Source organism: Pseudomonas bijieensis, from assembly GCF_013347965.1.
In the GTDB taxonomy this organism is placed as follows: Bacteria; Pseudomonadota; Gammaproteobacteria; order Pseudomonadales; family Pseudomonadaceae; genus Aquipseudomonas; species Aquipseudomonas bijieensis.
This window is the reverse complement of sequence record NZ_CP048810.1, coordinates 2107106-2129383: the sequence shown is the minus strand read 5'-3', so window position 1 is coordinate 2129383 and position 22278 is coordinate 2107106. Positions and strand designations below refer to the sequence as shown.

Below are 22278 nucleotides of genomic sequence, written 5' to 3'. Positions count from 1 at the left end.
CACAAGAGTGTTTGCAGTCCAGGTATTCACAGTGTTCAGAAAACCCAGGCATTAAAAAGGGCTCCTCGAAGGAGCCCCTTGGGCCGTAGCCCGCCGTCCGGATGGGACGTGCGTGGTTAAATCGATATGGGTGTCAAATTGTCGAGTTCTTGAGTATTAAGCCCTGTGTCAGCCGACGGCGTGAAGTTCGTTGAGTCTATGGATACCCGCAGTGCCGGTCATACCGTCCCAATTGTCGCCGCGTCCTTCTCGCCAGCCATTGATCCAGGCTTGACGTACCGACGGTAGAGTAAAGGGGCAAAGCTCACGGGATTTACCACCAACGCCATATTGGTAACCACGTAAAAATGCTCTTTCCAACGGATCACGCTTAAGTCTTCTCATAGGGTGTTTCCCTCACTTGTTGACTGTTGCTTCGCGTCGACCTCTATCGAGGCCGGGGCAGAATCATTCTGCCGTTGGTGGCTCGTTGCCGGCGTGACGAGCCAAGGTGTTGGCGCCGTTGCGACGTCAACCTGTGTTGAGTTCTAACCAAAGCGTCACATGGATGGAATGATCGTTTTGTCATAAGCACGTAACAATAAAGATGTTAGGGCGATAAGTAACTTGATGTTCGTTGACCGCTTTTGAGCAAGACCCCTGTATGATCGGCCCTGCGCCAAAGGGGCAGTCTTCCTTCGAATGAGAATGTCCCCCTGTTGCACTCAGGTACTATTCGACGAAAGGGTCGAGTTTTCACAATTTGTTGCACAGAATTTTTTATCTGCCTTCGCATCCAAGCTCTTCTAACCTGAGCGGCGAGGGCGGGACGGCACACTCTCGTGCCACGCGGGTGCTCTTGAGAAAAGCACCTGATTGAACCCGACCCGGCAATGCGTTGCCCGGTCCACTTAGCCAAAGGCTCTGGAAATCCCATGTCCGATCGTTTCGAACTCTTCCTCACTTGCCCCAAGGGCCTCGAAGGCCTGCTCATCGAGGAAGCCGTCGGGCTTGGCCTTGAAGAGGCGCGCGAGCACACCTCCGCCGTGCGCGGCATGGCCGACATGGAAACGGCCTATCGCCTGTGCCTGTGGTCGCGCCTGGCCAACCGCGTGTTACTGGTACTCAAGCGCTTCCCGATGAAGGACGCCGAAGACCTGTACCACGGCGTGCTGGACGTCGACTGGCAAGACCACATGCTCGCTGATGGCACCTTGGCGGTGGAGTTCAGCGGCCACGGCTCGGGCATCGACAACACCCACTTCGGCGCCTTGAAAGTCAAGGATGCCATCGTCGACAAGCTGCGCACCCCGACAGGCGAGCGACCGTCCATCGACAAGCTCAACCCGGACCTGCGCATCCACCTGCGCCTGGACCGTGGCGAAGCGATCCTCTCCCTGGATCTTTCTGGCCACAGCCTGCACCAGCGCGGCTATCGTTTGCAGCAGGGCGCTGCGCCGCTGAAGGAAAACCTCGCCGCCGCGATCCTGATCCGCGCCGGTTGGCCGCGTATTGCCGCTGAAGGCGGGGCGCTGGCCGACCCGATGTGCGGTGTCGGCACGTTCCTGGTGGAGGCCGGGATGATCGCCGCCGACATGGCGCCGAACCTGCGCCGCCAGCAATGGGGCTTCACCGCCTGGCTCGGCCACGTGCCGGCGCTGTGGAAGAAGCTCCACGAAGAGGCGACCGCCCGCGCCGCCGCCGGGCTGGCCAAGCCGCCGTTGTGGATTCGTGGCTACGAGGCCGACCCGCGGCTGATCCAGCCGGGCCGCAACAACGTCGAGCGTGCAGGCTTGAGCGAGTGGATCAAGATCTATCAAGGCGAAGTCGCCACCTTTGAACCCCGTCCGGACCAGAACCAGAAGGGCCTGGTGATCTGCAACCCTCCGTACGGTGAGCGTCTGGGCGATGAAGCCAGCCTGCTTTACCTCTACCAGAACCTGGGCGAGCGCCTGCGCCAGGCCTGCCTGAATTGGGAGGCGGCGGTGTTTACTGGTGCGCCGGATCTGGGCAAGCGCATGGGCATTCGCAGCCACAAGCAGTATTCGTTCTGGAACGGGGCCTTGCCGTGCAAGTTACTGCTGATCAAGGTGTTGCCGGATCAGTTCGTCACCGGCGAGCGCCGTAGCCCGGAACAGCGTCAGGCCGAGCGTGAGCAGGCCGCCTACGATCAAACCCCGGAAGTGCCGCAAGAGCGCCAGTACAACAAGAACGGCAACCCGATCAAACCGGCCCCGTCGCCAGCCCCTGTGGTCGAGCAGGCGCGGTTGAGCGAAGGCGGGCAGATGTTCGCCAATCGCCTGCAAAAAAACCTCAAGTCGCTGAGTAAGTGGGCCAAGCGTGAAGGCGTTGAGTGCTACCGGGTCTACGATGCCGACATGCCGGAATACTCCATGGCCATTGACCTGTACCACGACTGGGTGCACGTTCAGGAGTACGTTGCGCCAAAGTCCATCGACCCGGAAAAAGCCTCGGCCCGTTTGTTCGACGCCCTGGCGGCCATTCCCCAGGCACTGAACATCGACAAGAGCCGCGTGGTGATCAAGCGCCGCGAGCGTCAGAGCGGCACCAAGCAGTACGAGCGCCAGAGCGCCCAGGGCAAGTTCACCGAGGTCAACGAAGGCGGGGTGAAGCTGCTGGTCAACCTCACCGACTACCTGGACACTGGCCTGTTCCTCGACCACCGGCCAATGCGCCTGCGGATCCAGAAGGAAGCGGCTGGCAAGCGTTTCCTCAACCTGTTCTGTTACACCGCGACCGCAAGCGTCCACGCTGCCAAGGGTGGTGCCCGGAGCACCACCAGTGTCGATTTGTCGAAAACTTACCTGGATTGGGCGCGGCGCAACCTGTCGCTCAATGGTTTTTCCGACAAGAACCGTCTGGAACAGGGCGATGTGATGGCCTGGCTTGAAGCCAGCCGTGATGAGTACGACCTGATTTTCATCGATCCGCCGACCTTCTCCAATTCCAAGCGCATGGAGGGAGTGTTCGACGTGCAGCGCGATCATGTCCAGTTGCTGGACCTGGCCATGGCGCGCCTGGCACCGGGCGGTGTGCTGTACTTCTCCAACAACTTCCGCAAGTTCCAGCTCGAAGATAACCTCGGCGAGCGTTATGCGGTGGAAGAGATCACAGCCAAGACCATTGATCCGGATTTTGCACGCAACGGTAAGATCCACCGTGCCTGGAAGATCATGTCTCGTTGACTCGTAGCTGATTGGATCCACGAAGCCTTGTATTTCAAGGCTTCTGGCCTCATTTGGGGACTGGTCAAAGTAATGGCTAATAGCTATAACTTAGGCTGTGTCCAGGGCTGTGCCTATGCCTGGCTCCTTTCTGAGTTGTATTTATGGCATTGCATCAGGTGCGCCCCAGGATACTGGGCTTTATCAGCGAAGATGTGTCGGCATGGCTGGTGGCTTCGCTGGTCCTGCTGGCCGGTACGGTCCTGACCGGCTTGCTGACCTGGGCGATGATGAACCTGTTCAATCAGCAATTGCGCCAGCGCTTCGAACTGCAAGCAGAGGAGCGTTTCAGCCGCATCGAGGAACATTTCCAGGACGAGGAGCTACTCCTCGACAGCCTGGGACGCTTCTTTGCCAACTCCGAAGATGTCTCCGACAGCGAATTCCATGGTTACGCCGACGCACTGTTGCGCCGTACCCGGGCCTTCGCCTGGGCACCCAGGGTGCTACGCGACGAACGGCAAGCGTTCGAACAGCAGGCGCGGGCCGAAGTGGCCAGCCAATTTGCGATCCGCGAGGCGGATGACAACGGTGGCTTGCGGCAGGCCGCCGAGCGGGACGAATACGCACCGGTGCTCTACATCCACAATCGGACTCCCTACGGGGCACCACTGGGCCTGGATCTGCTTTCCGAACCCTTGCGCCGTGCCACCCTCGAACGTGCCCGTCAGCGCGGCGGACTGGTGGTCTCGCAACCCGTGGACCTGATGGGCGCCGACCCGGTGTTTACCCGCGGAGTACTGCTGGTTGCGCCGGTTATCCGGGAATCGGCCAGCGAACCGTTCGGATACGTGGTGGCGGCCATCAGCATGCGGCAACTGGTAGGTGACGGACTGCCAGCGTCCGGTCACGACAATCTGTCGATGCGGATCATGGACCTGTCTGTCGAAAACGCGGAAGAGGCGCTGTTCGAGTCCCACAACCCTGTGGGCCGTAGTGATTTGTCGGCGACCCGTCTATTGCGCTTGGCCGATCGCGACTACCGGGTGGAGTTGCGTCCCAGCCGGGTGTTCCTGTCGACCAATCATTCGTCGGTCACCAGCATGGTGATACTCGGCGGCTTGCTCAGTCTGCTGCTCAGCGCCTTGCTTTATGTGCTGGTCAGCCAGCGGCAAAGAGCCTTGAAACTGGTGGAGCAACGCACCCTTGAGTTGCGCGCCCGGGAGCAGGAGTTGCGCGGTACCCACGGCCAATTGCGTGGTGTGCTGGATGCCGCGACCCAGGTCGCGATCATCGCCACTGACCTGCGCGGTGTCATTACCACCTTCAATGCTGGCGCCGAACAGATGCTCGGCTACCAGAGCTGCGAGGTCCTGCAAAGCATGACCCTGGAAGGCCTGCATGTACCGCGCGAACTCCAGGCCCGCGCCGCGCAACTCGGCGCGCGCTTTGGCAAACCGATTCCCACGTGTCATGCGATGCTGCTCGAGGGCGGCGAGCAGGGCGGACAACAGGCGCGGGAGTGGACCCTGGTGCGCCGCGATGGCAGCCACCTGACCGTGAACATGCTCGCCACTCCGATGCTCGATGACCAGGGGCTGTGGGTCGGGCACCTGGCAATCTGTATTGACATCACCGAACGCAAGCGTGTCCACGAAGCATTAGCCGCCCGAGACCTGTTGTTGAAAAAACTCAGCGCCCATGTGCCCGGAGGCATCTACCAGTTCAAAATGGATTTCAACGGCCGTTTCAGTGTGATCTATGCCAGCGACGGCATTCGCGACATCTATGAATTGGAGCCCGATGTGCTGGTGCAGAACGCCGAGGCGATCTTCTCGCGCATCCACCCACTGGACAGCACGCGTGTTCGCGCTTCGATCCGTTCTTCGGCTCACACCTTGAGCCCGTGGCGGGAAGAGTATCGGGTGCAGTTGCCCTTGCGCGGCCTGCGCTGGGTGCGCGGCGAGGCCACGCCCGAGGAACTGCCCGGCGGCGGGGTGTTGTGGCACGGCTATATCTCGGATATTTCCGATCTCAAGCGGGTGGAGGAAGAGCTGCGAGCCTTGTCCGTGACCGACGCCTTGACCGGCATCCGCAACCGCCGCTATTTCCAGGAACGCCTGACCTCGGAGATGGCCCGAGTCGAACGCGGTTCCGGGGGGCTGGCGGTGATCATGCTCGACATCGATCACTTCAAGCGCATCAACGACCAGCATGGCCACGCGGTGGGCGACCGGGTGCTGCAGGTGGTCTGCCAGCGCGTCGCCCAACGGTTGCGTCGCACCGATGTGTTCTGCCGGCTGGGTGGCGAAGAGTTCGTAGTGCTGTGCCCGGACACCGACAGCGACAGTGCCTATTCCCTGGCGCTGGGGCTGTGGGAAGGCTTGCGGGCAGCGCCCATCGAGGATGTGGGTTTTGTCACCGCCAGCTTCGGTATCGCCACCTGGCGCGCCGGGGAGGGCGCCGATGCGTTGCTGCTAAGGGCTGACTCTGGCGTTTATGCAGCCAAGCAGGCCGGGCGGGATCGGGTCGAAGTGCAGTTGGGTTAGCCCCGATTGATCTTCTGCGGGCACAAGTGCGTGTATGACACAGATTCCCTGTGGGAGCGAGCCTGCTCGCGATAGCGGTGTGTCATTGAACATAGATGTTCGCTGACCGACCGAATCGCGAGAAGGCTCCCACATTGGGTTTGTGCCGGGTCAGAGCACCGAAGCCGTCTGCGGCAGTTTCGGCTGGCGGTACAGGTCCAGCAGCACTTGGTCCAGTACCGAAGATGCGCCCCAAGGCTTCGGATCGTTGAGAATCGCTACCACCGCCCAGGTATTGCCGTTGATGTCGCGGCTGTAGCCGGCGATGGCGCGGACGGTGTTCAGGGTACCGGTCTTGACGTGGGCTTCACCGGCCATGGCAGTGGTCTTGAGGCGTTTACGCATGGTGCCGTCGGTGCCGGCAATCGGCATCGAACTGATGAACTCCGCCGAGTACGGGCTGCGCCAGGCGGCTTGCAGCATGGCGGCCATTTCCCGGGCACTGACCCGTTCGGCGCGGGACAGCCCGGAGCCATTCTCCATCACCAGGTGTGGCGCGGTGATGCCTTTCTTCGCCAACCACTGGCGCACCACCCGTTGCGCCGCCTTTGCGTCGTCACCGTCGGCTTCGTTGCGGAACTGCGCGCCCAGGCTCAGGAACAGCTGCTGGGCCATGGTGTTGTTACTGTATTTGTTGATGTCGCGGATGATCTCCGCCAGGTCCGGGGAGAACGCCCGGGCCAGCACCTTGGCGTTGCTTGGGGTCGGGGCCAGGCGGTCCTGGCCCTGGATGCTGCCGCCCAGTTCCTTCCAGATCGCCCGCACCGCACCGGCGGTGTAGGTGGCGTGGTCCAGCAGCGACAGATAAGTCTGCGAGCTGCAACCGTCGCCGAGCTGGCCGCCGACGGTCACCGTCACGCTGCCGTCCGGCTGGGTCACCGGGTTGTAGCGCACGCCGCCAGCGCATTGCTTGGAATTGACGGCCTTGACCTGGTTTTCGATGCGAATGCTGGCAATCGGTGGCTCTACCGACACCAGCACCCGGCCGCCGTCATTGCGGGCGACGAAGCGCAGGGCCTTGAGGTTGACCAGCAGCGAGTCGGGCTTGACCAGGAACGGTTTGTTCTCGTCGTTGCCGTCGTCGTTGAACTCGGGTAGTTGCGGCTGGATGAAGAAGCCGCGATCGAGCACCAGGTCGCCGGTGACTTGCTGCACGCCGTTGGCCCGCAGGTCACGCATCAGCAGCCAGAGTTTTTCCATGTTCAGCTTGGGGTCGCCGCCGCCCTTGAGGTACAGGTTGCCGTTGAGAATCCCGCCGCTGAGGGTGCCGTCGGTGTAGAACTCGGTTTTCCACTGGTGATTGGGACCGAGCATTTCCAGGGCCGCGTAGGTGGTCACCAGTTTCATGGTGGACGCCGGGTTCACCGAAACGTCGGCGTTGTACAGGGTCGGGGTACCGGGGCCGTTGAGCGGGATCATTACCAGGGACAGGGCGTCATCCTGCAGCTTGCTGGCCTTGAGGGCCTTTTGCACGTTGGGCGACAGGGCGGTATTGATCGTGGCGGCGTGGGTGGTGACAGGCAGGGCCAGGGGAAGAAGAAGGCTGGCCAGAAGCAGTGGACGCAAAGATTTGATCATTTGAAATAAAACCCTACGGGCGAGGGGGAAAAGACGAGGACATGAAAATGAACGTCCTCAACGGTCATGAAAGTGTCGGCATTATGCCCCAAGCCGCAACGGCTTGGGCCGTGCCTGAGCCCTTCGAATGCTATTTTTTACCGACGGTAGGTCGATACGCCCGATCAGTCGGGCAATCGACGCACCAAACTGGTAAAGTGCCGGCCGTTATTACTTATGAGGATTGTTCCAATGGCGACTAACCGTTCCCAGCGTCTGCGCAAAAAACTGTGCGTGGATGAATTTCAAGAGCTGGGTTTCGAACTGAACCTGGATTTCAAAGAAGATCTGGCCGATGAGGCTATTGACGCTTTCCTCGACGCTTTCCTGAAAGAAGCCATGGAAGCCAACGGCCTGGGCTATGTCGGCGGTGACGACTACGGTCTGGTTTGCCTGCAGAAGCGTGGTTCGGTCACCCAGGAGCAACGTGCTGCCGTTGAAGCCTGGCTCAAGGCACGTCCTGAGCTGACCAGCGTGGAAGTCAGCCCGCTGATGGACGTCTGGTACCCGGAAAAGCCGATCAATCCGGTCGCTTGATGTAAAAAAACCGGCAGCCCTTCCGGGCGCCGGTTTTTTTGTGCCTGTCTGTTGGGTAGATGTTGTCCTTCAGGCCGCCATCGCGAGCAGGCTCGCTCCCACAGAGGGATCTGTGTCGTTCACAACAACCCTGTGGGAGCGAGCCTGCTCGCGATGCTTTTAAGCGTTGCGCCAGTTCAGGATCAGCAAGGTCAACACCCCCGCCACAATCCCCCAGAACGCCGAGCCGATGGAAAACAGCGTCATCCCCGACGCCGTGACCATGAAGGTGATCAGCGCCGCTTCCCGTTCCTTCACTTCGCTCATGGCGATGCTCAAGCCGTTGATGATCGACCCGAACAGCGCCAAGGCCGCGATGGACAGCACCAATTCCTTGGGCAGCGCCGCGAACAACGCCGCCAGCGTTGCGCCGAACACTCCGGCGATCCCGTAGAAAACCCCGCACCAGAGCGCCGCCGTGTAGCGCTTGTTGCGATCTTCGTGGGCATGCGGCCCGGTGCAGATGGCCGCACTGATGGCCGCCAGATTGATACCATGGGAACCGAACGGCGCCAGCAGCAACGAAGCGATGCCAGTGCTGGTGATCAGCGGCGAGGCCGGTACGTTGTAGCCGTCGGCCCGCAGCACGGCGATGCCGGGCATGTTCTGCGAGGTCATCGCCACCACGAACAGCGGAATGCCGATGCTGATGGTGGCCGCGAGGGAAAAGTGTGGTGTGGTCCAGACGGGCGTCGCGACTTCCAGGACAAAGCCGCTGAAGTCCAGCAACCCCATCAGGCCCGACAACGCCGTACCGATCAACAGTGCCGCCAGTACCGCGTAGCGGGGCGACAGGCGCTTGACGAACAGGTAGGTGAAAAACATCCCCAGCACCAGGCCGGTGCGATGTTGGGTGGCGATGAAGATTTCGCTGCCGATCTTGAACAGGATCCCCGCCAGCAACGCCGCCGCCAGTGAGGCCGGAATCCGCTTGACCAGGCGCTCGAAACTGCCGGTCAGGCCGCAGACCGTCACCAATACCGCACAGGTGATGTAGGCGCCGATGGCCTCGCCGTAACTCACGCCGCCCAGGCTGGTGATGAGCAGCGCCGCGCCGGGTGTCGACCAGGCGATGGTGATCGGTGTGCGATAACGCAACGACAGGCCGATGGAGCACACCGCCATGCCGATGGAAATCGCCCAGATCCACGAGGAAATCTGCCCGCTGCTCAACCCCGCTGCCTGCCCGGCCTGGAACATCAGTACCAGGGAACTGGTGTAGCCGGTCATCATCGCGATGAACCCGGCGACGATGGCCGAGGGCGAGGTGTCGGCCAGCGGGCGAAGTGGCGTGGTCGTGACTTCGGTCATGGTGCAGAGTGGTCCTTATTGTAGATTTGCCTGGCCTGGTGGAGCCACGGATTGCGGGTTTAAGCCTAAACTCAACGAAGTCACCGATTGCAATACAGCCATGCCCGCAAACAGCCATACAGTCGTGTTGCCATCAGAGGTTGTGTACAATCGAGCTGTTTTTTACGCGATACTTGCCAGCGACCCGCTGTGCCGTATTACAGTCACGGTCAATTCGCCGCAGTTCTCCCGACTCGAGTGCCCATGAACGAACAGTTGCAGCCCCTCAAGAAACAACCGCGAGCAGGTAAAGCCGGCCGCAGCGGAACCCAGGACGATATTGTCTATGCGCATATCTTCGAGGCCATCCTCGAACAACGCCTGGCGCCCGGTACAAAGTTGAGCGAAGAGGCACTGGGGGAGATTTTCGGGGTCAGCCGCACGATCATTCGCCGGGCGCTGTCACGCCTGGCCCACGAAGGCGTGGTGCTGCTGCGGCCCAATCGCGGTGCCGTGGTGGCGAGCCCGAGTGTCGAAGAGGCGCGCCAGGTGTTCATGGCCCGACGGCTGGTAGAGCGGGCTATCACCGAACTGGCGGTGCAGCATGCCACCGCCGAACAACTGGCTGAACTGCGGCAGATGGTCAGCGACGAGCGCGACAGCTTCTCCCGTGGCGACCGCGGCGCCGGCATCCGCCTGTCGGGCGAGTTCCACCTCAAGCTCGCCGAAGCGGCGAAGAACGCGCCGTTGATCAGCTTCCAACGCAGCCTGGTGTCGCAGACTTCGTTGATCATTGCCCAATACGAAAGCGGCAACCGTTCCCACTGTTCCTACGACGAACACACCCAGCTGATCGACGCCATCGAGGCCCGCGATGCCACGCTGGCGGTGGACCTGATGATGCATCACATGGATCACATCGACAGCAAGCTCAACCTCGACGAGGAAAGCGCGTCGGATGACTTGCATGCGGTGTTCTCGCATTTGTTGCAGAGCAAGAAGCCGGGGCGGTCGACGGCCAAACTCTGATGGATTGAGCCAGTTATACCGAGTCGCCTTCTATCGCGGGCAGGCTCGCTCCCACAGTGGATTTGTGTCGTTCACATTCCCCTGTGGGAGCGAGCCTGCTCGCGATTGGCGATCTGGCAGGCAACAAGAATCTAGCGCTGATGCACCAACCGGCCAGCCGCATAAGTTTGCGCCACCGTCCGGTCATCCCCCAGCGTCATCAACACAAACAACTTCTCGGCAATGTCCCAGGCCTGCTTGAGGCGATAGCCCAGCAGCGGCGTGGCGTTGTAATCCAGCACAAGAAAGTCCGCATCGGTACCCGGCTGCAAAGTCCCGATCTTGTCCTCCAGGCGCAGTGCCCGGGCGCCGCCGAGGGTGGCCAGGTACAGCGACTTGAACGGGCTCAGCCGCGCGCCCTGCAACTGCATCACCTTGTAGGCTTCGTTCAAAGTTTGCAGCAGCGAAAAACTGGTGCCGCCGCCCACGTCCGTGCCCAACCCTACGTTCACCTTGTGCTTCTCGGCCATAGGCAGATTGAACAGGCCGCTGCCGAGGAAAAAGTTCGAGGTCGGGCAGAAGGAGATGGCCGAACCGGTCTCGGCCAGGCGCGCACATTCGTCGTCGCACAAATGCACGCCATGGGCGAACACCGAGCGCTCGCCGAGCAGTTGGTAATGATCATAGACGTCCAGGTAACCCTTGCGCTCCGGAAAGAGTTCCTTGACCCACTGCACTTCCTGCAGGTTTTCACTGATGTGAGTCTGCATGTACAGGTCTGGATATTCCCCCAGCAACTGACCGGCCAGGGCCAATTGTTCCGGCGTGCTGGTAGGCGCGAAGCGCGGGGTCACGGCATAGTGCAGCCGGCCCTTGCCGTGCCAGCGCTCGATCAGCGCCTTGCTTTCGGTGTAGCTCGATTCGGCGGTGTCGACCAGATAGTCCGGGGCGTTGCGGTCCATCATCACTTTGCCGGCGATCATGCGCAGGTCGAGCTTCTGGGCCACTTCGAAAAACGAGTTCACCGATTGCGGGTGCACGCTGCCGAACACCAGTGCGGTGGTGGTGCCGTTGCGCAGCAGTTCCTTGACGAAAATATCGGCCACCGCATCGGCGTGGGCCTGGTCGGCGAACTGGCTTTCGCAGGGGAAAGTGTAGGTATTGAGCCAGTCGAGCAATTGCTCGCCATAGGCACCGACCATGCCGGTCTGTGGCAGGTGAATGTGGGTGTCGATGAAGCCGGGGGTGATCAGCGCATCCGGGTAATGCTTGATTTCGATGTCCGCCGCCAGGGTCGGCAGCAGGTCGTGGGCATGGCCGATGGCGCTGATCTGGCCGTTTTCCACCACCAGCAAACCGTCTTCGAAATATTCATAGGACGCCTCGATGCCGACTTCGGCGGGGTCGGCGAGGCTGTGGAGCAGGGCGGCGCGGTAGGCTTTGCGTGTCAGGGGCATGGGAATACTCAACGATTGTTCAACGGTTCGCCTGGCTACGGCGCGAGGCCGGTAGCAGCTTGGCAATCGGTTCGGCGCGGGCGGTGTGCTGGCCGAAATCGGCGTTATAGGTGGCGATGATTTCGCCGGCGATAGAGATGGCGATTTCCACAGGCAATTTGCCTTTGACTTCGCCGATGCCCATCGGGCAGCGCATGCGCTGCAAGGTGGTGCTGTCGAAACCCCGATCACGCAGGCGATGTTCGAACTTGACCCGCTTGGTCTTCGAGCCGATCAGGCCGAAGTAGGCAAAATCGTTGCGCTTGAGAATCGCGGCGCTCAGCTCCAGGTCGAGCTGGTGGTTGTGGGTCATGACGATGCAGTAACTGCCGGCGGGCAATTCGTCGACTTCATCCAGCGGGTCTTCAGTCACGATCTTGCGCACGCCGTGGGGCAGGTGTTCGGGAAACTCGGCTTCCCGCGAGTCGATCCAGCGCACCTTGCAGGGCAGGCTCGCCAGCAACGGCACCAAGGCACGACCGACATGGCCGGCGCCGAATACGGCGATCTGCGCCTGGACCTGACCCATGGGTTCGAACAACAACACGGTCACACCGCCGCAGCACTGGCCCAGGCTGGCGCCGAGGCTGAAGCGTTCCAGATGGGTGCTTTGCTGGCCGCTGGCGAGCATGTCCCGGGCAATCTCCATGGCCTTGTATTCCAGGTGCCCGCCACCGATGGTGTCGAACGCCTGGCTGGCGCTGATGACCATCTTCGAACCGGCGTTGCGCGGGGTGGAGCCGAGCTCTTCGATGATCGTCACCAGCACGCAGGGTTCGCCGCGATCTTGCAGGTCGGCGAGGGCGCTGATCCAGTTGTACATAGTTCACCTCAACATTTCTGTTGTCTGTTCGGGCCTCATCGTGAGCAGGCTCGCTCCCACATTGGCTGGTGTTCACCATTCTCTGTGGGAGCGAGCCTGCTCGCGATGAGGCTGCGCCACGGTCCTAGAGCGAAGCCAACTCGGTTTCAGCTTCCCCAACCTTCGCCACCCTCAACCCGCGCATCTGCTCGCACCCCCACAACACCCGCTCCGGTGTCGCCGGGGCGTCGATTTTCGGTTGGTGCTGGTAATCCCCCAGGCTCGCCACGGCGTCCTTGATCGCGCACCACGCGGCGATGCCAAGCATGAACGGCGGTTCGCCCACGGCCTTGGAGTGGAACACCGTGTCTTCGGGGTTCTTGCGGTTTTCCACCAGCTTGACCCGCAGATCCAGTGGCATGTCGGCCACGGCGGGAATCTTGTAGCTGGCCGGACCGTTGGTCATCAGCTTGCCCTTGTCGTTCCACACCAGCTCTTCCATGGTCAGCCAGCCCATGCCCTGGATGAAGCCGCCCTCGACCTGGCCGATGTCGATGGCCGGGTTCAGCGAGGCGCCGACGTCGTGGAGGATGTCGGTGCGCAGCATCTTGTACTCGCCGGTGAGGGTGTCGACGATCACTTCGGCACAGGCCGCGCCAAAGGCGTAGTAATAGAACGGCCGGCCACGGGCCTGGCTGCGGTCGTAGTAGATTTTCGGGGTCTTGTAGAAACCGGTGCTCGACAACGAGACCTGGGCGAAATACGCCTGCTGCACCAGCGCCTCGAACGTCAGGATGTGATCGCGCACCCGCACATGGCCGTTGTGGAATTCCACGTCTTCTTCGCTGACCTTGTATTGCCGCGCGGCGAACTCCACCAGGCGCCGCTTGATGGTTTCGGCGGCATTCTGCGCGGCCTTGCCGTTCAGGTCGGCGCCACTGGATGCGGCGGTGGGTGAGGTGTTTGGCACCTTGTCGGTGTTGGTCGCGGTGATCTGCACTCGGTCCATTTCCACCTGGAATACCTCGGCCACCACTTGCGCGACCTTGGTGTTCAGGCCCTGGCCCATTTCCGTGCCGCCATGGTTCAGGTGGATGCTGCCGTCGGTGTAGACGTGGATCAAGGCACCTGCCTGGTTGAGGAAACTGGCGGTGAACGAAATACCGAATTTCACCGGGGTCAGCGCCAAGCCTTTTTTCAGCACAGGGCTGTTGGCGTTGTAGCGACGGATCGCTTCGCGGCGTTCGGCGTACTGGCTGCTTTGCTCAAGTTCGGCGGTCATTTCCTCGAGCATGTTGTGCTCGACGGTCTGGTAGTAGTGAGTGACGTTGCGCTCGGTCTTGCCGTAGTAGTTGGCCTTGCGCACCGCCAGCGGATCGAGGCCCAGGTGCCGGGCGATGGCGTCCATCACCTCTTCGATGGCGACCATGCCTTGCGGCCCGCCGAAACCTCGGTAAGCGGTGTTCGACGCGGTGTTGGTCTTGCAGCGGTGGCCGTTGATGGTCGCGTCGCCCAGGTAATAGGCGTTGTCGGCATGGAACATCGCCCGGTCGACGATCGACGCCGACAGGTCCGGCGAGCAACCGCAGTTGCCGGCCAGTTCCAGGGCGATGCCGTGCAGGCGCCCGGTGCTGTCGAAGCCCACGTCGTATTCGATGTAGAACGGGTGGCGCTTGCCGGTCATCAGCATGTCTTCCACACGCGGCAGGCGCATCTTGGTCGGCTGGCCGGTGAGGTGGGCGATGACCGCGCACAGGCATGCCGGGCTGGCGGCCTGGGTTTCCTTGCCGCCAAAGCCGCCGCCCATGCGGCGCATGTCCACCACGACTTTGTTCATCGACACGCCCAGTACCTCGGCCACCAGCTTCTGCACCTCGGTGGGATTCTGTGTCGAGCAGTAGACGAGCATGCCGCCGTCTTCGGTGGGCATCACCGAGGAAATCTGGGTTTCCAGGTAAAAGTGTTCCTGGCCGCCGATGTGCAGCGAGCCTTGGATACGGTGCTCGGCGCTTGCCAGGGCCGTGGCCGAATCACCCCGTTGGTGGGTGTGGCTGTCGAGCACGAAGTGTCGTTTGCGCAAGGCTTCGACCACATCCAGCACCGGTTCCAGGTCTTCGTACTCGACGATGGCCGCCATGGCGGCCTTGCACGCGGTTTCCAGATCCTTGGCGGCGACGGCCAGCACCGGTTGGCCGACGAACTGCACGTCATCGATGGCCAGCAGCGGATCGCCGGGCAGCAACGGGCCGATGTCCTTCAGGCCCGGAATGTCTGCGTGGGTGATGGCGATGCGCACGCCTTCGAAGGCGTAGCAGGGCGCAGTGTCGATGCGCAGGATCCGGGCGTGAGCGCGGTCCGACAGCCGGGCATAGACGTGCAACTGGTTGGGGAATTCCAGGCGGTCATCGATGTACTGCGCCTCGCCGGACACATGCTTGGCGGCGCTGTCATGCTTGACGCTGCGGCCCACGCCGGTGCTCAGGTCGCGGGCGAACAGCTCGGCCAGTTCGGCTTGGGTCTTTTCTACGGCGTGATGGTTAGACATAAGCGGTCACCCGAGTCTCGATGTGCGGCGTTTGCAGTTCGATGAAGTACTTGCGCAACAGATTGCGGGCGCTGAGCAGGCGGTATTCCTTGCTGGCGCGGAAATCCGACAGTGGTGTGAAATCCTCGGCCAGGGCCGCGCAGGCGCGCTCGACCGTGCTGTCGTTCCACTGGGCGCCGATCAAGGCGGCTTCACAATGCGTGGCGCGCTTGGGTGTCGCGGCCATCCCGCCGAAGGCCACGCGGGCGTCGCGGACCACGCCGTTGTCGATGCGCAGGTTGAACGCCGCGCACACGGCGGAAATGTCATCATCCAGGCGCTTGGATACCTTGTAGGCGCGGAACGCCTGTTCGGCACTGGCCCGGGGCACGATGATCTTTTCGATGAATTCGCTTTCCTGGCGGGCGGTGACCCGGTAATCGATGAAATAGTCTTCCAGGGCCAGGGTGCGACGGGTCTGGCCTTTGCACAACACGATCTGCGCGCCGAGGGCGATCAGCAGGGGCGGCGAGTCGCCAATCGGCGAGGCGTTGCCGATGTTGCCGCCCAGGGTGCCCTGGTTGCGGATTTGCAGCGAGGCGAAGCGCTGCAGCAGTTCGCCGAAGTCCGGGTATTCGGCTTTCAAGGCCTCGTAGCAATCGGAAAGCGGAGTGGCGGCGCCGATCTCCAGGCGATCGTCGAAACGCTCGATGCGCTTGAGTTCAGCGACGTTGCCTACGTAGATCATCACCGGCAGGGTCCGGTGGAACTGCGTGACTTCCAGGGCCAGGTCGGTACCACCGGCCAACAGCCGTGCCTGGGGGTAAGCGTCGTAGAGATCGGCCAGGTCGGCCACGGTCAGCGGCACCAGGCAGCGCTTGTCGCCGCTATTGAGCTCGCCGGTCTCGGTCGGGGCGATGGCTTTGAGACGGGCGATGGTCTCGGTCTCGCGGGCGTCGAACTGGTCCGCTGGCTTGCCGCAGCAGGCCTGCTCGGCGGCGGCCAGGATCGGCCGGTAGCCGGTGCAACGGCACAGGTTGCCGGCCAAGGCTTCGTGGGCCTGGTGGGCGTCGGCGTGCTCGCTGTTCTTTTGCAGGGCGAACAGCGACATGACGAAACCCGGGGTGCAGAAACCGCATTGCGAGCCGTGGCAATCGACCATCGCCTGCTGGACGCTGTGCAATTGGCCCTGGTGCTTGAGGTCTTCGACGCTGATCAGTTGCTTGCCGTGCAAGGACGAGACGAAAGTCAGGCACGAATTGAGGCTGCGATAGCGAATGCGCGCCTGGCCTTTTTCGTCCGTGTGCAATTCGCCCACCACCACAGTGCACGCGCCACAGTCGCCGCTGGCGCAGCCTTCCTTGGTGCCTGGTTTACCAACGTGTTCGCGCAAATAGTTGAGCACGGTCAGGTTCGGGTCCAGGGCGTGCTCGCTACGGAGTTCCTGGTTGAGTAAAAACTGGATCACGGAAGGCCTCGCAGACTCATTATTGTTGTACCGACTGGGCCTGAATTTATCAGGTCTGACTTTTCGGTCAACGATTTTCTGACTTAAAGGTCAGGAAAGTTCATTTGGTCGATGAACAGCGCTCTATGGATACTGTAGAACCCTGTGGGAGCCGAGCTTGCTCGTGATGACGGCGGTACATTCAGTATGGATGCAAGCTGACAGACCGCTATCGCGAGCAAGCTCGCTCCCACAGGTTCTTCCACAGGTTCTGTTTCAGGATGAGGCTCAAACTTTTTGCTTGAATCGTGCCAAAAACCCGGTGCAGGCCCTGCGCCATGACGTGTCGAGTGCGCTACACTGCGCCGCTTGTGCAGATCGAAGAGTTTGAAGGACAACCATGACGTTCAAGGCCCCGGACAGCCTCGCCGAGCAAATCGCCCATCACCTCGCCGAACGCATCATTCGCGGCGAAATGAAACCGGGAGAGCGCATCCAGGAGCAGAAGGTCACGCTGGCGCTCAACGTCAGCCGCGGCTCGGTCCGCGAGGCCTTGCTGATCCTGGAGCGACGCCATTTGATCGCGATCCTGCCGCGCCGTGGCGCCCACGTCACCGAACTCACCGAACACAAGGTGCGCAGCCTCTGCGCGCTGATGAGCGAGCTGTACATCCTGCTGGGCAACGCCGTGGCCCATGGCTGGAAAGAACAAGCCGACATGGCGCCGTTCGTGGCGATCCAGCAGCGTCTCAACGAGGCCTACGCGCGTCAGGACATCCGCACCTTCGTCGATGAAAGCTTCAGCGTGATGCGCGCCGCCTATCCCTTTGCCAACAACCCGTACCTGCAGGAAACCGTCGAGAACCTGCAGCCGGCCATGAGCCGTGCCTATTTCCTGGCTCTGGAGCAGCGCAAGGCGGAAATGAGCGAGTTCCTCGACCTGTTCCAGCGCCTGCTTGCCGCCGTGCTGGCCCGTGATTTGCCGCAGATCCGCATCGTGCTCACGGCCTACGCCCAGCGCAGCTGCGATCTGGTGGTTTCTGCCCTGACGGCGGCCTGACGTGCGGCTCAAGTGCATCAAGCTGGCGGGGTTCAAATCCTTCGTCGACCCGACCACGGTGAACTTCCCCAGTAACATGGCGGCGGTGGTCGGGCCCAATGGGTGCGGCAAGTCGAACATCATCGACGCCGTGCGTTGGGTGATGGGCGAGAGCTCGGCCAAGAACCTGCGCGGCGAGTCGATGACCGACGTCATCTTCAACGGCTCCACCAGCCGCAAGCCGGTGAGCCAGGCCAGCATCGAGCTGGTGTTCGACAACTCCGACAGCACCCTGGTGGGCGAGTACGCGGCCTATGCGGAAATCTCCATTCGTCGCAAAGTGACCCGCGACAGCCAGAACAGTTATTTCCTCAACGGTGCCAAGTGCCGACGTCGCGACATCACCGATATTTTCCTCGGCACCGGCCTGGGCCCGCGCAGCTACTCGATCATCGAACAGGGCATGATCTCCAAGCTGATCGAGGCCAAGCCCGAGGACCTGCGCAACTTTATCGAAGAAGCCGCCGGCATCTCCAAATACAAGGAGCGCCGCCGCGAGACTGAAAACCGTATTCGTCGCACCCACGAAAACCTCGCGCGCCTGACCGACCTGCGCGAAGAGCTCGAGCGCCAGTTGGAGCGTCTGCACCGTCAGGCCGAGGCGGCCAAGAAGTATCAGGAGTACAAGGGCGAGGAGCGCCAGCTCAAGGCGCAGCTCTCGGCCCTGCGTTGGCAGGCGTTGAATGAGCAGGTCGGCCAGCGTGAGGCGATCATCGGCAACCAGGAGGTCAGCTTCGAAGCGCTGGTGGCTGAGCAGCGTAACGCCGATGCCGCCATCGAGCGCCTGCGTGACGGGCACCATGACCTGTCCGAACGCTTCAATCTGGTGCAGGGGCGCTTCTATTCCGTGGGCGGCGACATCGCCCGGGTCGAGCAGAGCATCCAGCATGGCCAGCAACGGCTGCGGCAGTTGCAGGATGATTTGAAGGAAGCCGAGCGGGCGCGTCTGGAGACCGAATCGCACCTGGGCCACGACCGTACGCTGCTGCTGACCCTTGGCGAGGAACTGGACCGGCTCACACCGGAACAGGAAATCACCAGTGCCGCCGCTGAAGAGGCTGCCGCGGCCCTGGAAGAAGCTGAGCTGAGCATGCACGGCTGGCAAGAACAATGGGACAGCTTCAACCTGACCTCGGCCGAGCCGCGTCGTCAGGCTGAAGTCCAGCAGTCGCGTATCCAGCAGTTGGAAACCAGCATGGAGCGCCTGGCCGAACGTCAGCGTCGCCTGGCCGAAGAACGCGCCTTGCTCGCGGCGGACCCGGAAGACGCCGCGATTCTGGATCTGAGCGAGCAACTGGCGACCAGCGAAGCCACCCTCGAAGACTTGCAGGCCAGTGAGGATGCCCAGGTCGAACGGCTTGAGCAGCTTCGCCAAGCCTTGCAACTGGCCTTGCAGAACCAACAACAGGCCCAGGGCGAATTGCAGCGGCTCAACGGGCGCCTGGCCTCGCTGGAGGCCTTGCAACAAGCCGCGTTGGACCCGGGCACCGGCACCGCCGAATGGCTGCGCGACCAGCACCTGGCCGAACGTCCGCGACTGGCCGAAGGTTTGAAGGTCGATGCCGGTTGGGAACTGGCGGTGGAAACCGTGCTGGGCGCCGACTTGCAAGCGGTGCTGGTGGATGACTTTGGCGGCTTCGACCTGTCAGGTTTCACCCAGGGCGATCTGCGTCTGCTCAGCCCGGCTGGCGACGGGGTACGAATCCCCGGGAGTCTGCTGGACAAGGTCGAGGCCCAGGTCGATCTGTCACCGTGGCTGGGGCAGGTCAAGCCGGTGGACAGTCTTGAACAGGCCTTGGCTTTGCGCGGGCAACTGGCCGTTGGTGAAAGCCTGATCAGCCGCGACGGGTACTGGGTTGGTCGGCATTTCCTGCGGGTGCGCCGGGCCAGCGAAGCCGAGAGCGGCATGCTCGCCCGCGGCCAGGAAATCCAACACCTGAGTGCCGAGCGCGAAGAGCGCGAGGCCAGCGTCGAAGCCCTGGAAACCGAATTGCAGAACCTGCGGGCGCAACAGCGTCAACAGGAGAACGGCCGCGAACACTTGCGGCGGCTGTTGCAGGACGAAGCGCGCCAGCAAGGCGAGCTCAAGGCGCAGTTGTCGGCTGGCAAGGCCAAGGTCGAACAGCTGGCGCTGCGCCGCACCCGTCTCGAAGAAGAAATTGCCGAGTTGGGCGAGCAGCGGGCGCTGGAACACGAACAGATCGGCGAGGCGCGCCTGCAATTGCAGGAAGCCCTCGATGCCATGGCCCTGGACACCGAACAGCGCGAACTGCTGCTGGCCCAGCGCGACAGCCTGCGCGAACGCCTTGACCGGGTACGTCAGGAAGCACGCCAGCACAAGGATCATGCCCATCAGTTGGCGGTGCGGCTGGGCTCGCTCAAGGCCCAGCACGATTCCACGCGCCAGGCTTTGGAGCGGCTGGAAATGCAGTCCGAGCGTCTTACTGAAAAGCGCGAGCAGTTGAGCCTCAATCTGGAAGAGGGCGAAGCGCCGCTGGAAGAGCTGCGTCTCAAGCTCGAAGAGTTGCTCGACAAGCGCATGAGCGTCGACGAGGAGCTCAAGACGGCGCAGATCGCTCTGGAGGACGCCGACCGCGAACTGCGCGACGCCGAGAAGCGCCGCAGCCAGGCCGAGCAGCAATCGCAACTGATCCGCGGCCAGATGGAGCAGCAGCGCATGGAATGGCAGGCGCTGACGGTGCGGCGCAAAGCCTTGCAGGACCAATTGCTGGAAGACGGCTACGACCTTGATGGCGTACTCGCCACCCTGGTGGCCGGGGCGAACGAAAAGGAAGCCGAGGAGGAACTGGAGCGCATTGCCCAGCGCATCCAGCGCCTGGGGGCGATCAACCTGGCGGCCATCGACGAATACCAGCAACAGTCCGAGCGCAAGCGCTACCTGGATGCCCAGAACGACGATCTGGTCGAGGCGCTGGAGACCCTGGAAAACGTCATTCGCAAGATCGACAAGGAAACCCGCAACCGCTTCAAGGATACCTTTGATCAGATCAACGGCGGTTTGCAGGCACTTTTCCCAAAAGTTTTCGGTGGAGGCAGCGCCTACTTGGAACTGACGGGCGAAGATTTACTCGATACAGGGGTGACCATCATGGCGCGTCCTCCTGGCAAGAAGAACAGCACCATCCATTTGCTCTCCGGTGGCGAGAAGGCGCTGACCGCATTGGCCCTGGTATTTGCCATCTTCAAATTGAACCCGGCGCCGTTCTGCATGCTCGACGAAGTCGATGCACCGTTGGATGACGCTAACGTAGGCCGTTACGCACGGCTGGTGAAGGAGATGTCCGAAACGGTGCAATTCATCTACATCACCCACAACAAGATCGCCATGGAAATGGCCGATCAGCTGATGGGCGTGACGATGCATGAGCCAGGCTGTTCGCGGCTGGTGGCGGTGGATGTGGAGGAGGCCATGGCAATGGTGGATGCCTGAAGCACGGGCTGTAGGGCATTTACCGGGAACGATGTAGGTATTTTTTACCCTTGTGCCTGTTGTTCAATTCACAGTTTGGGCACGAGCCTGTGCGACAGACGGTGTAAAGTTATCTTTGGTCGTGCTAGTTTAATGTCAATTTTTCGTGTGCGTGGGCAAAACGCCATTCAGAACATAGAGTTGGCGCCACGTTTTAAAGCGGTTTGCAAATAGCTAAACCCCTTATTTTTCAGCATTTTTATAGAGGCACGGGATTACATGGAAATCGGTCTGCGCGAGTGGCTGATCGTCATCGGCATCATTGTCATTGCCGGTATTCTTTTCGACGGCTGGCGTCGCATGCGCGGCGGCAAGGGGAAACTGAAGTTTCGCCTGGATCGCAGCCTGTCGAACCTGCCCGATGAGGATGACAACGCCGAGCTGCTGGGCCCGCCCCGGGTGCTGGACACCCACAAGGAGCCACAGCTGGACGAGCACGACCTGCCGTCGATGAGCGCGCCTGCACGTGAGCCGCGGGAGTCGGGTTCCAAGCGCGGCAAGCGCAACAGCGAGCCGTCCCAGGGGGATTTGAACCTGAATCTCGACCTGGATGGTGGCCCGAGCTTCAGCAGTCGCGACAACGATTTCCCGGACGAGAACAAGGCATCGAGCGCCGACAAAGACCAGGCCCAGGCTGAGGAAGTGCTGGTGATCAGCGTGATCTGCCGCGACCCGGCTGGCTTCAAGGGGCCGGCGTTGTTGCAGAACATCCTGGAAAGTGGCTTGCGTTTCGGCGAGATGGACATTTTCCACCGTCACGAGAGCATGGCCGGCAATGGCGAGGTGTTGTTCTCCATGGCCAACGCGGTCAAGCCAGGCGTGTTCGACCTGGACGACATCGACCATTTCAGTACCCCAGCCGTCAGCTTCTTCCTCGGCCTGCCAGGCCCACGCCATCCCAAGCAAGCCTTCGACGTGATGGTGGCCGCGGCGCGCAAGCTGTCCCAGGAGCTCAATGGCGAGTTGAAGGACGACCAGCGCAGCGTGCTGACCGCCCAGACCATCGAACACTACCGCCAGCGTATCGTCGAATTCGAGCGCCGGGCGCTGACCCAGAAGCGCTAAAGTCGGCAGAATTTTTCTGGCTGAAGGGCTTTTGTGGCGAGGGGGATTTATCCCCGCTGGGCTGCGCAGCGGCCCTAAATCCTGGCGCCTTGGCCTTATCAGCTAGTTGAGT

The 22278-nt window shown here is 61.7% G+C and carries 14 protein-coding genes; 7 read left to right on the top strand and 7 right to left on the bottom strand.

What is annotated here, in order from left to right; translation table 11 throughout:
- Window positions 1-168 precede the first annotated feature (168 nt).
- Window positions 169-384: a ribosome modulation factor gene (rmf, locus tag GN234_RS09140; RefSeq protein ID WP_003223300.1), complete on the bottom strand. Its 216-nt coding sequence runs from the start codon at window positions 382-384 to the stop codon at window positions 169-171.
- Between the two features lie 530 nt (window positions 385-914).
- Here rmf and rlmKL point away from each other — a divergent pair.
- The gene (gene rlmKL, locus GN234_RS09135) at window positions 915-3185 is read left to right on the top strand and encodes a bifunctional 23S rRNA (guanine(2069)-N(7))-methyltransferase RlmK/23S rRNA (guanine(2445)-N(2))-methyltransferase RlmL (protein ID WP_163854684.1); all 2271 of its coding nucleotides are present in this window, start codon (window positions 915-917) and stop codon (window positions 3183-3185) included.
- Between the two features lie 143 nt (window positions 3186-3328).
- Entirely contained in the window at window positions 3329-5713 is a 2385-nt protein-coding gene (locus GN234_RS09130; RefSeq protein WP_109751536.1) for a sensor domain-containing diguanylate cyclase, read from the top strand.
- Window positions 5714-5863: 150 nt separating this feature from the next.
- Here the strand turns inward: GN234_RS09130 and dacB are convergent, their stop codons facing one another.
- Complete coding sequence (gene dacB, locus GN234_RS09125) at window positions 5864-7330, bottom strand: D-alanyl-D-alanine carboxypeptidase/D-alanyl-D-alanine endopeptidase (protein WP_176688319.1); 1467 nt, start codon at window positions 7328-7330, stop codon at window positions 5864-5866.
- A 231-nt stretch (window positions 7331-7561) separates the two neighbouring features.
- Between dacB and GN234_RS09120 the strand changes: the two genes are divergently transcribed.
- A complete protein-coding gene (locus GN234_RS09120) occupies window positions 7562-7906 on the top strand; it encodes a YggL family protein (protein WP_025212695.1) in 345 nt (114 codons plus the stop codon).
- A gap of 159 nt (window positions 7907-8065) precedes the next feature.
- Here the strand turns inward: GN234_RS09120 and GN234_RS09115 are convergent, their stop codons facing one another.
- Window positions 8066-9256, bottom strand: coding sequence for a benzoate/H(+) symporter BenE family transporter (locus GN234_RS09115; RefSeq protein ID WP_116831843.1), 1191 nt, complete (start codon window positions 9254-9256; stop codon window positions 8066-8068).
- Window positions 9257-9499: 243 nt separating this feature from the next.
- On the opposite strand from GN234_RS09115, the gene GN234_RS09110 reads away from it, so the two are divergent.
- Window positions 9500-10264: a GntR family transcriptional regulator gene (locus GN234_RS09110; RefSeq protein ID WP_003183531.1), complete on the top strand. Its 765-nt coding sequence runs from the start codon at window positions 9500-9502 to the stop codon at window positions 10262-10264.
- Between the two features lie 131 nt (window positions 10265-10395).
- On the opposite strand, the gene guaD is transcribed toward GN234_RS09110, so the two are convergent.
- The 4 genes from guaD to xdhA all read right to left on the bottom strand — a co-directional run bounded on the left by guaD (window position 10396) and on the right by xdhA (window position 16533).
- Window positions 10396-11700, bottom strand: a complete 1305-nt coding sequence (gene guaD / locus GN234_RS09105; RefSeq protein ID WP_176688318.1) for a guanine deaminase — start codon at window positions 11698-11700, stop codon at window positions 10396-10398.
- A gap of 19 nt (window positions 11701-11719) precedes the next feature.
- A complete protein-coding gene (xdhC, locus tag GN234_RS09100; RefSeq protein WP_116831845.1) occupies window positions 11720-12562 on the bottom strand; it encodes a xanthine dehydrogenase accessory protein XdhC in 843 nt (280 codons plus the stop codon).
- Between the two features lie 124 nt (window positions 12563-12686).
- Window positions 12687-15086, bottom strand: a complete 2400-nt coding sequence (gene xdhB / locus GN234_RS09095; protein ID WP_176688317.1) for a xanthine dehydrogenase molybdopterin binding subunit — start codon at window positions 15084-15086, stop codon at window positions 12687-12689.
- Window positions 15079-16533 carry a xanthine dehydrogenase small subunit gene (gene xdhA / locus GN234_RS09090; RefSeq protein ID WP_163854678.1) on the bottom strand — a complete coding sequence of 485 codons (1455 nt, stop codon included), beginning with the start codon at window positions 16531-16533 and terminating at the stop codon, window positions 15079-15081. The genes xdhB and xdhA overlap by 8 nt, the downstream gene beginning before the upstream one ends.
- A 379-nt stretch (window positions 16534-16912) precedes the next feature.
- Here xdhA and GN234_RS09085 point away from each other — a divergent pair, with 379 nt between their 5' ends.
- The 3 genes from GN234_RS09085 (at window position 16913) to zipA (ending at window position 22166) form a co-directional block, all read left to right on the top strand.
- Window positions 16913-17572: a GntR family transcriptional regulator gene (locus GN234_RS09085; RefSeq protein ID WP_109751544.1), complete on the top strand. Its 660-nt coding sequence runs from the start codon at window positions 16913-16915 to the stop codon at window positions 17570-17572.
- Between the two features lies 1 nt (window position 17573).
- Window positions 17574-21062 carry a chromosome segregation protein SMC gene (gene smc, locus GN234_RS09080; protein ID WP_109751545.1) on the top strand — a complete coding sequence of 1163 codons (3489 nt, stop codon included), beginning with the start codon at window positions 17574-17576 and terminating at the stop codon, window positions 21060-21062.
- 258 nt (window positions 21063-21320) lie between these two features.
- Window positions 21321-22166, top strand: a complete 846-nt coding sequence (zipA, locus tag GN234_RS09075; RefSeq protein WP_109751546.1) for a cell division protein ZipA — start codon at window positions 21321-21323, stop codon at window positions 22164-22166.
- Window positions 22167-22278: the final 112 nt, after the last annotated feature.